Source organism: Marinomonas piezotolerans, from assembly GCF_003362755.1.
GTDB lineage: Bacteria > Pseudomonadota > Gammaproteobacteria > Pseudomonadales > Marinomonadaceae > Marinomonas > Marinomonas piezotolerans.
This window is the reverse complement of record NZ_QKRA01000004.1, coordinates 252,034-264,422: the sequence shown is the minus strand read 5'-3', so window position 1 is coordinate 264,422 and position 12,389 is coordinate 252,034. Positions and strand designations below refer to the sequence as shown.

Genomic DNA, 12,389 nt, shown 5'->3' with positions numbered 1-12,389 from the left:
ATCAACAGCTCCATGAAAAGCATGGAGTTCAGTGCTCGATGACGGATGGCTACGATTGCTACCAGAATGCGCTGGCTGAGAGGATCAATGGCATTATTAAAAATGAGTACTTAATCATGAAGCCGAACGACCTGAATGACGCTCGGCTAATGATATCGGAGTCGGTAGAAAGCTATAATAAGAGTCGGCCGCATATGGCCCTAAAATACAAAACGCCCGATGAGGTTCATCGAGCGTTTTAATGTCTGAATAAGTGCCAGCCCATATTAGGACTAGTCATAGAAATACATCAATCAATGATGGCTAGGTTACCGTAGGTTTCTAGCCAGCTTTTACGATCATTAGCACGCTTTTTCGAGAGCAATTTGTCCAGCATCTCGTCTGTTGCCAATGGGTCTTCCATGGTGAGCTGAATCAAACGACGCGTATCGGGCGCCATGGTGGTTTCGCGTAGCTGAGCGGGGTTCATTTCACCCAAGCCTTTAAAGCGCTGAACGTTGGGGGTACCGCGTTTGTTCTCAGCCTGAAGCTTATGAAGAATGATATCTTTCTCTTCATCATCCAGCGCATAGTGCACTTCTTTGCCCATGTCGATACGATACAACGGAGGCATCGCGACAAAGACGTGTCCGCCTTTCACCAACGCAGGGAAGTGACGCACAAAGAGCGCACACAACAGCGTTGCGATGTGCAAACCATCAGAGTCCGCATCGGCCAAAATACACAGCTTACCGTAACGTAAACCACTCAAGTCTTCGTCCGCTGGATCCACCCCAAGCGCCACGGAAATGTCGTGGATCTCTTGCGATCCTAATACCTGGCCTGAGTCCACTTCCCAAGAGTTAAGAATTTTACCACGCAGCGGCATAATGGCTTGAAAATCCTTGTCTCGTGCCTGCTTGGCTGAACCGCCAGCGGAGTCCCCTTCCACTAAGAAAAGTTCACTACGCGCTGAATCTTGCCCCGCACAATCGGCTAATTTACCGGGTAAAGCAGGGCCTTGTGTCACCTTCTTACGGACAACCTTTTTGCTCGCACGCAAACGTTTTTGAGCACTGTTGATCACCAACTCGGCGATCTTAGTGCCTTCCTCAACGTGTTTGTTTAGCCACAGACTGAAGGCGTCTTTTACGGTCGCTGAAATGAAAGCCACGATCTGACGCGAGGATAAACGCTCTTTTGTCTGGCCTGAGAACTGCGGCTCTTGCAGTTTAGCGGACAAGACATAGCTACAACGATCCCACACGTCCTCAGCAGTCAATTTCACTCCACGCGGCAAAAGGTTGTGAAAGTCACAAAACTCTCGAATACCTTCCAATAAACCGGTGCGTAAACCGTTGACGTGCGTACCGCCTTGCGCCGTCGGGATCAAGTTGACATAACTCTCTGCAACCAGCTCCCCGCCTTCCGGTAGCCATTGGATGGCCCAATCTACACCCTGAGTTTTCTCAGTCATGCCGCCAATAAACGGCTCTTCAGGAATGACCTCGAATCCTTCATTGGCTTTTGCTAGGTAGTCTTTTAAGCCATCTTCGAAAAACCACTCTTCGCGCGCTTCTTCCGCACCACTTTGATCAATAAAGACGACATGAAGGCCTGGGCACAAAACTGCTTTGGCTTTTAGTAAGTGCTTTAGGCGAGAGAGTGAATATTTGCCGCTATCGAAATATTTGGTGTCTGCTTGGAACTTGACGGTTGTCCCTGTGTTCTTCTTACCAACAGAACCCACTTCTTTCAGTTCAGAAACTTTATGGCCGTCGGCAAAGCCAATGTGGTATTGCACGCCGTTGCGCTTCACCCACACTTCAAGCGAGGTCGATAAAGCGTTTACCACGCTGACGCCCACACCATGCAAGCCACCTGAGAACTGGTAAGAATCGCCTGAGAATTTGCCACCTGCGTGCAGCTTCGTCAGGATTAATTCGACACCTGACACGCCCTCTTCTGGATGAATGTCCACTGGCATACCACGACCGTTGTCTTCGACACTCAGTGAATTATCGTGATGCAAAGTCACGGTAATGCGATCAGCGTGACCAGCAATGGCTTCGTCCACCGAGTTATCAATGACTTCTTGCGCAAGGTGGTTCGGGCGAGAGGTTTCCGTATACATTCCCGGGCGCTTTTGCACAGGCTCGAGCCCGCTGAGAACTTCTATCGATCCAGCATTGTATTCTTTTGCAGACATGGGGTACTTCCAAAATTCAGGGCGGCAAACCGCCAATAAAAGCTAACGTGAGATGAGTCTATAACAGAGGTTTTCGTTGTAGCAAACTTCGTTGATGTTAGCGGACATTTTCACTTCAAAATGCCACTGAAACGTAAAATATCGTCTATAAATCGATCAAAGCCCGCAAAGCTGTGATCGCCACCTTCTTCACAGGTCAGTTTACCGACATGAGGAAAGCGCGCTAGCGCAGCGTTAGCATTGAGCACTTCGTCGGCTTTTTGAACCATCAACCAAAGTCGATATTGATCATCAACGGCATGATCCATACTTTCCAACTCACTCATGTGCCGCTCTTCAAGCATATAACGCTCGCCAGTGTAAGGATTCACTTGCTCGCCTAAAAAATGACGCAACAGGCTCGGCGCTTCCACCGCGGGATTTACTAATATGGCAGGCAAATCAAACTGCTGACTTAAGTACGCAGCGTAAAAGCCGCCTAATGAGCTTCCGATCAATACGACCGAGTGTCCATCATGCTGTTTTTGCTCAATACATTGCTGTAACAAGTTGATGGCTTTCGCTGGCTGCCATGGTAAACGCGGGCATTCAAAGTGATCTCCAAGACCCAGCTCTACCATACGCTGCGCGACAAGCTGGGATTTATGAGATAGCTCAGAGCTGTTAAAGCCATGAACATAGATCAGGTAAGGCATTGACGAGGCCACCATAGTAAGCCGCTACGCAAATTGAAAATCAGGTAAGTCGGTTAAACGATGACCGTGCTTGAGGCACATTTCCAATAGGTCAGCTAGTTGCTGATTTAGGCGAAACTTTTCATCGCGGTGGTGCATATCATCATTTGGATACGGATACACGCCCTGATAGTGACGGTGCCCATCGGTTATCTCAGCGATGCCAACGTCGTGGTACAACCGCACCGTCGTCACGAGATCACTACTGAATGGCAACTTGACTGAAATTTCCGGCGAGAAGGTAAGCTTTAATTGCGCTGTGAAACGACTCTCTTGCATCAACTCCAGCGTCAGATGACTTTGTTGACCCGCGGTATGGATTGTAAAATACCATGCGTCATCTTCTTCGTACCCGCGAACGAGCTTAACGAGACGTCGATAATTCAACTCTCCCAACAGCTGTAATTGCGATAAATTTGGTACGTAAGGATTCGGCATGTATGTGATTAGTCTCCACGATTTATTTCATTCTCGACACTATTGCCCTATCAATTGGGTCTTTTTGGCTCATTTCAAGGATAGAGCAATCTAACTGATCCGCCACTAATGTTCGATCTTTTGCTTGCCAGTAACCATTAAACCACTCGTAAAAGTCTGCTTTATCCTCAGCAATCGCGGAGTGAGTAAAACGCGCTGGTATCGGAACTTCTCGGACGCGAACCTCTACCCGACCAACATTGCCACAGACCAAATCCCAATACGATGGCTTCCCATCTGGGTAAATGATATTCAAATCTGTAATGCTATTAAATCGGCCTGGCATCGCCCGCAAAGCCATAAAGACACCGCCCGCTTTCGGTTTTAAAAGACACTCATAAGGCGACTGTTGCTTAGCTTTTTTTGTTGCAGTGAACCGAGTCCCTTCCACAAAGCTCATTAATGTACTCGGCGCTTGGTTAAGATAAAAACAAGACCGTCGCGTCGTCTCTAGGTCTCTACCGACCAACTCTGGACGCTTTTTTAATGTCGCTTGACTGTATCGCTTTACTTGAGGAAAGCCCATTATCTTGGTTGCAGATCCAACAAGCGGCAACCAAGATAATGTGTCTTTCATGAAGATACGAGGCATCGGCATATGCCCTTGTACTTGCGCCAATAGCACAAATGCGTCTACCCACGTTTGATGGTTTGCGATCACAAGTCGCCATTTCTCGGGCGTCTTATCAATCTGGGCATCAAGCTGCCAGTGCATGCCCAACATATTTTTAAACCACCAATTACACGCTTTCACCCAGCCTCGATAAAGCGTGTCTAATGTGTGACGCGCCCAATCAGATGAACCGAGTCCGAGCCTCTGGCAGAGCCACACCAAATGAATCGCTAAACCACACACTAGAATATTGCTGTTGATAAAAATGAGAGAGATTACCCCAATCATCGGTCGCATAAACCACCAAGGAAAGAGCTTCACTAACATGCGCTACTGACCACCTAACCACTGCGACTTGAGTTTATGTTGATTTAGCGCGAACCATTGCAACCCCATAATAGTGCTGGCATTGACAATGTCTTGATCCAGTATGGGCTGCACGTCATCGGTACTTATCAAGTGAAGCTTAATGTCTTCATGCTCCTCATCGAGCCCCATGGTGGCATTGAGGTCCACCTGAGTCGAATCAAACTCACCCGCATACATTCTAAGGTGTTCAACCAACCCACCGGGGGACGGTACAAACCGCATCATATACGCAAGTCGCTTCACCTCGACACCCGCCTCTTCTAGTGACTCGCGGCGAGCCACGTCTTCGTCCGATTCGCCCTCTTCCACCATGCCAGCCACAAGTTCCAATAGCCAAGGCGACTCATGTTTAGGAAGACAGGGGCGAAACTGTTCGATGAGCAACAATTTGTCTTTTACTGGATCAAACAATAAAACGCACACCGCATCGGGGCGAACCATCATTTCACGGGTCATATAATCGGACCATTCACCGCTAAATTTACGATGACGCAACGTCCGCTTGTGCATTTTAAAAAAGCCATCATAGACGACCTCATCTTGGGTCACTTCAACATCACTCTGTTGGTAAGTCGGGGTATACTTCATTCGTCTTTATCCTTGTCATACCAATCTTTTATTAAACATATCATTCACAACGAACTTAGAAAAAACAAAATCGCGGAATGAATTAATATTGCTCGCAATGAAATAAGGGCTTCTATGTCATCAAAGGTGAAACAAGCACGCTCAAAATCCCTACCAGATCGCTGAGCAGTGAAGTTCATTTGCCCTATTGTCTAAATGATAATAGAGTCAGCTAATCACAAAAAGGAGAGTTAAATCATGGCTGAACACCGCTGCGACTGGTGCTTAGGATCACCCGAGTACATCGCCTACCATGATCAAGAATGGGGCAAGCCAGTTTTCGACGATCAGACGTTATTTGAGTTTATTGTACTGGAAAGTGCTCAGGCAGGGTTAAGCTGGATCACCGTCTTACGTAAACGCGATGGATATCGACGTGCGTTTCATGAATTTGACCCCGCTAAAGTTGCCGCCATGACAGCCGATGACGTAGATAGACTGGTGCAAGATGTGAGTATTATCAGGCACCGCGGTAAGATCGCTGCGACCATTTCAAACGCTAAATGCTTTCTAAAAATTGCCGCTGAATATGGTTCGTTCTCGAAATATTATTGGTCGTTCGTAAAACAACAGCCGATAATCAATCAGCCAAAAGCCATAGCTGACGTACCCAGTGTAACGCCATTAGCGACACGAATATCAAAGGACATGAAGAAACGTGGCTTTAAATTTTTCGGACCGACTATTTGCTATGCTTTTATGCAATCCACTGGAATGGTTGATGATCACTTAACGAACTGCATAGCAAAAAATCACGTAATGCAAGGTGAAAAATGAAAAATAACAATGGTGCTATTTTCTGGTTTACTGGTTTAAGCGGCTCGGGTAAGACAACTCTAGCTTCCGCTGTCGCAGAGAAACTTAAAAATAATAATATAAATGTGTATTTACTAGACGGCGATGTTTTAAGAACAGGGTTATGCTGCGATTTAAGCTTTGGCGATAAAGATCGCAAAGAAAATATTCGCCGAGCTGGCGAAGTAGCCAAACTTTTTATGAATGAAGGCTATTTAGTACTATGTACCTTTATTTCTCCTTTTTCCTCTGATCGAGAAACCATCAGAGCGAGTTGCCCTACTGGTAAATTTCACGAAATCTACATCAGCACCCCTATCGAAGAGTGTGAACGAAGAGATCCAAAGGGCTTATATGCCAAAGCTAGAAAAGGTATCATACCAAACTTTACGGGTATTGACTCTCCCTACGAAAGCACCGCGACACCAGACCTTGAAATAGACACAACATGCCTTTCTGTTGATGAAGCAGCTCTAAAATTCATCACACACTTCGAATTGGCCATCGCAGAGCTAGATCCTTCTAACTTGAGAAAAGACTATGTTTGATAAGAAAAGCATTCTAATCACTGATAGTACGAGACCTTTTGGTAAAGAATACGTTGAAACAGTGATTAAATCTTACCGCCCTGCTCGTTTGATTATTTTCTCACGTGACGAAATAGGTCAGGAATTCGATGCGCCATGGATGTGTTATTTCATCCGTGATGTTAGGAGTAAAGATCATCTGAAGAAAGTCATGAGTGATATGCACAACGTGACTCATGCTGCCGTACTTGAACAGATACCCGTTGCTGAGTACAATCATATTGACTGTATTAAAACAAATATTCATGGCGCTGAAAACGATACTGTTGGCAAATGCCCAACATGCTTCGCTGTGGTACGCTATGGAAATGTTGCTGGTTCATGCGGCTCTGATGTCCCTCCCTCTCAAAAGAAAATAGCAAAAGATACCACTCCACGACTATTCCGATTACCTGCCCTGATATGACATGCTTCTGGATTACCCGACAAATAGATGCGGACTTTGTTTTAAGAAACTTTGAACGCATGCATGGTGGAGATATTTTTGTGCCAAAAAAACCATCGGCTCGCGATATAGATTTAGCGCAAGTATACTCACCAAGCATTCCAACTGAAGACAGCGGTATCCGTTCAGGTAAAAAACTATATGAAGTCATCTGCCCAACGGATGATTCGGTCCATACATTTGAACACCATGATCATTTTGTCATCGCTCCCAGTATCAAGTTTTATCGAGACGACTTGAAATACGACGAAACCCCCTTAGAAAAAAGCGCAACACTGGTTGACGCAGGATTCGAATATCTACCTGGCAGTAACTCAGGCTTTTTGTCGGTTGAGAAAATTATAGAGTTTGGACGTGGCTAATTTTATTCCTTACGGGCGGCAGTCTATTTCAGTAGCTGATGTCGAGGCAGTATGTGAAGCCTTAACGTCAAACTTTTTGACCCAAGGGCCTATCGTTGGGCAATTTGAACAAGCTGTTGCTCAGCTAAGCGGTTGCCGATTTGGCGTGGCCGCCAACAGCGCCACGTCAGCATTGCATGTTGCGTGCCTTGCTCTCGGCGTAGGCTCCAAGGACATCGTCTGGACCACGCCAAATACATATATTGCGAGCGCTAACTGTGCTGTTTATTGTGGCGCAAAGGTCGATTTTGTGGATATTAACCCTCTAACTTATAACCTTTGCGCGGTTCAACTTGCTGAAAAGCTAATGCGAGCAAAAACAGAAAATCTCTTACCAAAAGTGGTTATCCCAGTTCATTTTGCAGGCCACCCTTGTGATATGCGAGCCATTTATGAACTATCTAAGCAATATGGCTTTTCGGTAATTGAAGACGCATCCCATGCAATTGGTGCTAAGTACGAAGGCACACCTGTCGGCAATCGTTATTCAGATATCTGTATCTTTAGTTTTCATCCAGTAAAAGTAATGACCTCTGCTGAAGGGGGGATGGCTATCACGAACAACGAAGCCCTTGCTGATCACATGAGGCTACTCATCAATCAAGGGGTAACGAAAAGTAAGCACGACTTCGACACACGCTCTCCCGGTGACTGGTATTATGAGCAACAGACTCTAGGCTTTAATTACCGCATGACTGAACTACAGGCGGCTTTGGGACTATCGCAACTCAATCGTTTGTACAGTTTTATTGAACGTCGACGTGAACTCGTACAACGTTACTATCAACTACTAAGCGGTTTGCCTATTCAATTACCCAGTGAAGCCGATTATGCTTACTCTAGCTGGCACTTGTTCCCCATCGTATTGAATGAAGCCTTAACGGAACAGCGCCCCTCTATTTTTCAGTACTTACGCGACCACAATATCGGCACTCAGGTCCATTATATACCTGTGCATACCCAACCGTTTTATAAGCAAATGGGCTTCACTTGGGGACAGTTTCCGGTTGCTGAAGAGTACTACGCACGCACATTGAGCTTGCCATTATTTCCTGAGCTTAGCGATACCGAACAAGAATACGTTGTGCAAACACTCAAAGACGCAATCGATAAGGCTTTTATCTTATGAGTTTAGGGAACATCGCCGTGATTCCAGCGCGCGGAGGCTCCCAAAGAATTCCGTGCAAAAACATTAAACAACTTAACGGTAAGCCTCTTATAGCTTACTCGATTGAAGCTGCTTTAAAAACGAAGCTATTCGATTACATCATTGTGTCAACCGACGATGCTGAAATTGCTAAGGTAGCGCGGGAGTGGGGAGCAGAAACACCGTTTACACGGCCCGATGAGCTCGCCGACCATTTCACTGGCACCACGCCAGTCATGCAGCATGCGCTACATACCTTAATCGAGCAAGGCTTAAAGATTGACAAAGCCTGCTTAATCTATGCTACGTGCCCATTACTGACTGCGGAAGACATTCAACAAGGCTATCAGGCGTTAAGCAAAACACCACTCAGCTTTTCTGCCACAACCTTTGATTTCCCCGTTCAGCGAGCTTTGTCTATTCGGGATGGTAAACTTCAGCCAATGTACCCGGAGCACATAAGCAAGCGCTCTCAGGATTTAGAAGAAGCCATCCACGATGCAGGGCAGTTTTATTGGGGCACCGTAGACCAATGGCTTACTAACCCAGCGATGTTTTCTGAGTTAGCAACCCCCATCATGCTGCCGCGACACCGTGTGCAAGATTTGGATACCGAAGAAGATTGGCTGCGTTTGCAACAGCTGATGTCTATGGTTTAGGTTGATCGTAAATTAATATTCATAGTGCTCATAAGAAACGATCTTACTTCCTTCGCTACCGATATTACAGCGCACATGAATGAGCTTCTGCAGCGCAGCCCGAATCGCTTCATGACTTTCTGGCGGTGCAAAAAACATCATAAAACCACCGCCACCAGCACCTAACAGTTTACCACCCCATGCCCCTGCATTGATGCCAGCCTGATAAATGTCATCGATGGCAGGCGTTGAGATACCATCGGCCAGCTCTCGCTTCAAATGCCACGCATGATCAAGCATCGCGCCTAATTGCGCAAATTCAGGAGCACTAGATTGCAGCACCGTGCGCGCCTCTAAAGCCATTTGTTGCAGCGTATGTAGCTGCTGGCGCTTTTTGCTGACATTTTCAATTTGTTTTACAGCAATGGTTTCCGCTATGCGCGTGAAACCGGTAAAAAATAACAAAATATGATCATTCAGTTGGGAATGGTTGCCAGGACGCATAATTAATTTGTTGATATCTACTCGGCCATTTTGCTGGAATTCGATAAAGTTCGTTCCGCCATGAGCCGCCCAAATTTGATCCTGAGAGCCGACCTTTTCCTTAATTACCTCCTGCTCAATACGAATAGCTTCCATACCTAAAAAATGAGCGCTAGAAATTTTACCCTCTAAGCCACGTAGAGCATTTACCAATCCCACGGTAAAAGCAGAGCTTGAACCAAGCCCTGAGCGCGCTGGCAAATCACTAAAATGATGCACCTCAACGCCGTATTCAATTGGATGCTCTGTCATCACTGCTCTAACCGCAGGATGCTCGATTTCAAAAACATCACTGACGTTCTCAATTTTTGAGTAAACGATACGATGTTTGTGTTCGAAAAACGGCGGAAGCTTACGAACACTTAAATAGCAGTATTTATCAATGGTAGTGCCAAGAACTGCACCACCATTTTCTAAATACCAAGCAGGATAGTCGGTGCCCCCACCAAACAAAGACACGCGAAAAGGCGTTCGAGTAATAATCATAAAGCATCCTTAAACAAAGTCTGGGCCGCTTTATAGCTCTCTGGTGTGCCAAAGTCCAAAAACGATTGGCCCATGCATACACAGGTTAACGGCTGCGGCAAAGATGCCATGAGAAAATCTTTCTCTAGTGATGTGATCTGGCTGTTTCTTAAACTCGCTAAGTTGCCACCACAGAAGTAATACCAGCCTGCGTTAATTTCTCCTGGGCCCACTTGCGAGTCTTTTTCCAAAAACTCAACCAGCTGATCCGTAGAGCCTTTAACTATTCGACCGTAGCGTCCGGTATCGACTACGAAAGTGGTTAATATGGCAGAATGAGTCCTCGCTTGCGCAATAAACTCAGCAACTGAAAAATCCACAAAGGTATCACCGTTGCACACTAGCACCGACTCTCGCTGCGCCAGCATGGGATGCTTCAGCGCCTCAACTACAGCGCCACCTGTGCCCAGTTGCTGCTGCTCTACTTGCCATGAAAACGACATATCAAGAGAGCAAGCTTCTAACCAATCTATCACTTGGTTGGCCTTGTACCCTAGGCAAAAATGCATTTCCTCAATGCCCTGCCGCTGAGCCCATGTGATCAGATGATATAAGTAAGGGTGCTGTCCGATAGGCGCGAGAATTTTAGGCTTGTCCGCCACCACAGAACGTAAACGAGTCCCTAAGCCGCCAGCTAAAACAATGAGTGGCGGAATTTTAAAGGCTACCACTCAACTCTTCTCCACAGCAGGAATCGTCTTAGCCGCATCATCTATTAGTTTACGTGACAAACGCGTACTTGCCATCTCTTCAATATGCTGACGCGTGCCCTTACCAAACTTTTGCTCAACAAACGTGAGATAGGGTTCATGGTCAAAGTAACGATGGAATGCATCATCACGAAATGCCAACACCTCTCTGGCAGAGATATGATTGGTCGGTAGTGGCAAACAATCATAGCTGTGCTGGGAAAATCCAGACCAAGTTTCAGGTAACTGCCATCCGTGCTGCTTGGCTTGAACATAGAGTTGCGATCCAGGGTAAGCCATGGCCGAATAGAAGTTAATAAACTCGCACTGTAATTCTAGCGCAAGATCCAACGTAGCTTGCATAGCCGCTTGATCATCATCAGGAAGACCGAAGATAAAGTTCCCCATGACATTAATATCAGCATTTTGGATCGATTTAACAATCGAGCGAATATCATCCTGTGAAAACGACTTTTCAGCGCCGTCGCGCACCACTTCGCTCCCTGATTCAATGCCCAACGCTAGCCAACGGATACCAGCTTTGCGTAACAGCGGCAACGTCTCATCTTTGACGGTATCGACGCGCGCATAGGCCCAAATATTGAGTTCATTGGCAAAAGGTAGTGCTGCTAGTCCTTCACAAATCGTCACATAATGACGCTTTTTCAAAACGAACATTTCATCAATGATTTTGAAGGTTTTGACCCCATAGGTCTCATAGAGATGTCGCACTTCGGCCACGACATTTTCAGGTGAGCGAGTGCGGTAACGATTGCTATCAAATGGTGCATTAATACAGCAAAACACACATTTATACGGGCAACCTAAGGTTGTGTAAATCGACGCATATGGCTGCCTCGATTCAAGTTCACCAAAGCATTGCCAGTTGTGAGCACGGTAATTTTCCATTGGCAACAGATGCCACACATTGCCATGCAAATCCGCATCAAGGTCTTCGGAAATAGGCGCCTTTGGATTAAATACCACACCGTTGTTAGACCGTCTTACTAGCCCACGCACGGCTTCCAACTCACATTCGTCTTGCAATGATTGCCACAACTCATAGCTGGTCAGCGTACCTTCGCCCTGACACACATAATCAGCTTGAGTCTTGTCTAGCGTTTCACTTGGCAAAGCGGACACGTGGCCGCCTACTAACAGCACAGGGGTATCAGGAGATGCTAACTTGATTTCGTCAATAAGCGCCGATGCACCGACCATCGTTTGGGTCGAGGCTGAAGGCTGATGACCGAAGGCAACCACAATCACTAAACCAGGAGCACTAGAAACAATGCTATGAGCGGCACGCGCAGCCCCTAGCCCCTCAGCTTCGGTATCTAAAATCGACAAGGGTACTTTACGATCCAGTAGATAGCCGGAGATCAAACGCACCCACAATGGCGGCTCAATAGCAGTTAACTCATTCCCCAAGGATTGATAGATTTGGTCTCTACCACCTGGATTGACGACTATTACGCTTTTTCTTGTCATAAGTTCAATGCCTGTAACTGTGATGCGATAATACTGAGCCTACTTGTGTGATTCATATCATCCCCATCGGCCTATCTCTTGTATTCTTTAAAAAAAAAAAGAATACTCCCCTAATCGAAA

Annotated in this window: 15 protein-coding genes; 7 read left to right on the top strand and 8 right to left on the bottom strand. The window is 46.3% G+C overall.

What is annotated here, in order from left to right; all coding sequences use genetic code 11:
• The coding region (locus tag DN730_RS11470) for an integrase core domain-containing protein (RefSeq protein WP_147290579.1) at positions 1-242 on the top strand (242 nt) is incomplete at its 5' end.
• A gap of 47 nt (positions 243-289) precedes the next feature.
• Here the strand turns inward: DN730_RS11470 and parE are convergent.
• From parE to DN730_RS11445, 5 genes are all read right to left on the bottom strand, one after another.
• Entirely contained in the window at positions 290-2,188 is a 1,899-nt protein-coding gene (parE, locus tag DN730_RS11465; RefSeq protein WP_115468276.1) for a DNA topoisomerase IV subunit B, read from the bottom strand.
• A gap of 110 nt (positions 2,189-2,298) precedes the next feature.
• A complete protein-coding gene (locus DN730_RS11460; protein WP_115468275.1) occupies positions 2,299-2,883 on the bottom strand; it encodes a YqiA/YcfP family alpha/beta fold hydrolase in 585 nt (194 codons plus the stop codon).
• A gap of 24 nt (positions 2,884-2,907) precedes the next feature.
• Complete coding sequence (locus tag DN730_RS11455; RefSeq protein WP_115468274.1) at positions 2,908-3,360, bottom strand: DUF1249 domain-containing protein; 453 nt, start codon at positions 3,358-3,360, stop codon at positions 2,908-2,910.
• 22 nt (positions 3,361-3,382) lie between these two features.
• Positions 3,383-4,339 carry an acetyltransferase gene (locus DN730_RS11450; protein WP_115468273.1) on the bottom strand — a complete coding sequence of 319 codons (957 nt, stop codon included), beginning with the start codon at positions 4,337-4,339 and terminating at the stop codon, positions 3,383-3,385.
• Between the two features lie 3 nt (positions 4,340-4,342).
• The gene (locus DN730_RS11445) at positions 4,343-4,969 is read right to left on the bottom strand and encodes an NUDIX domain-containing protein (protein ID WP_115468272.1); all 627 of its coding nucleotides are present in this window, start codon (positions 4,967-4,969) and stop codon (positions 4,343-4,345) included.
• A 237-nt stretch (positions 4,970-5,206) separates the two neighbouring features.
• Between DN730_RS11445 and DN730_RS11440 the strand changes: the two genes are divergently transcribed.
• Genes DN730_RS11440 through pseF form a run of 6 tightly spaced genes read left to right on the top strand, consistent with a single transcriptional unit; the run spans position 5,207 to position 9,042 of the window.
• Positions 5,207-5,785 (top strand): DNA-3-methyladenine glycosylase I, encoded by a 579-nt coding sequence (locus tag DN730_RS11440; protein ID WP_115468271.1) that lies wholly within the window; start codon positions 5,207-5,209, stop codon positions 5,783-5,785.
• A complete protein-coding gene (gene cysC, locus DN730_RS11435) occupies positions 5,782-6,351 on the top strand; it encodes an adenylyl-sulfate kinase (protein WP_115468270.1) in 570 nt (189 codons plus the stop codon). Before DN730_RS11440 ends, cysC begins: the two co-directional genes overlap by 4 nt.
• Positions 6,344-6,796: a polysaccharide biosynthesis protein gene (locus tag DN730_RS19290; protein WP_245957948.1), complete on the top strand. Its 453-nt coding sequence runs from the start codon at positions 6,344-6,346 to the stop codon at positions 6,794-6,796. Before cysC ends, DN730_RS19290 begins: the two co-directional genes overlap by 8 nt.
• Positions 6,793-7,197, top strand: coding sequence for a polysaccharide biosynthesis protein (locus DN730_RS19285; protein ID WP_245957947.1), 405 nt, complete (start codon positions 6,793-6,795; stop codon positions 7,195-7,197). Before DN730_RS19290 ends, DN730_RS19285 begins: the two co-directional genes overlap by 4 nt.
• A complete protein-coding gene (gene pseC, locus DN730_RS11425; protein WP_342768180.1) occupies positions 7,190-8,365 on the top strand; it encodes a UDP-4-amino-4,6-dideoxy-N-acetyl-beta-L-altrosamine transaminase in 1,176 nt (391 codons plus the stop codon). Before DN730_RS19285 ends, pseC begins: the two co-directional genes overlap by 8 nt.
• The gene (gene pseF, locus DN730_RS11420; RefSeq protein WP_115468268.1) at positions 8,362-9,042 is read left to right on the top strand and encodes a pseudaminic acid cytidylyltransferase; all 681 of its coding nucleotides are present in this window, start codon (positions 8,362-8,364) and stop codon (positions 9,040-9,042) included. Before pseC ends, pseF begins: the two co-directional genes overlap by 4 nt.
• Positions 9,043-9,054: 12 nt before the next feature.
• Here the strand turns inward: pseF and DN730_RS11415 are convergent, their stop codons facing one another.
• Genes DN730_RS11415 through DN730_RS11405 form a run of 3 tightly spaced genes read right to left on the bottom strand, consistent with a single transcriptional unit; the run spans position 9,055 to position 12,269 of the window.
• A complete protein-coding gene (locus DN730_RS11415; RefSeq protein ID WP_115468267.1) occupies positions 9,055-10,050 on the bottom strand; it encodes a GHMP family kinase ATP-binding protein in 996 nt (331 codons plus the stop codon).
• Entirely contained in the window at positions 10,047-10,760 is a 714-nt protein-coding gene (locus tag DN730_RS11410) for a sugar phosphate nucleotidyltransferase (RefSeq protein WP_115468266.1), read from the bottom strand. Before DN730_RS11410 ends, DN730_RS11415 begins: the two co-directional genes overlap by 4 nt.
• The gene (locus DN730_RS11405) at positions 10,761-12,269 is read right to left on the bottom strand and encodes a B12-binding domain-containing radical SAM protein (RefSeq protein ID WP_115468265.1); all 1,509 of its coding nucleotides are present in this window, start codon (positions 12,267-12,269) and stop codon (positions 10,761-10,763) included.
• Positions 12,270-12,389 lie beyond the last annotated feature (120 nt).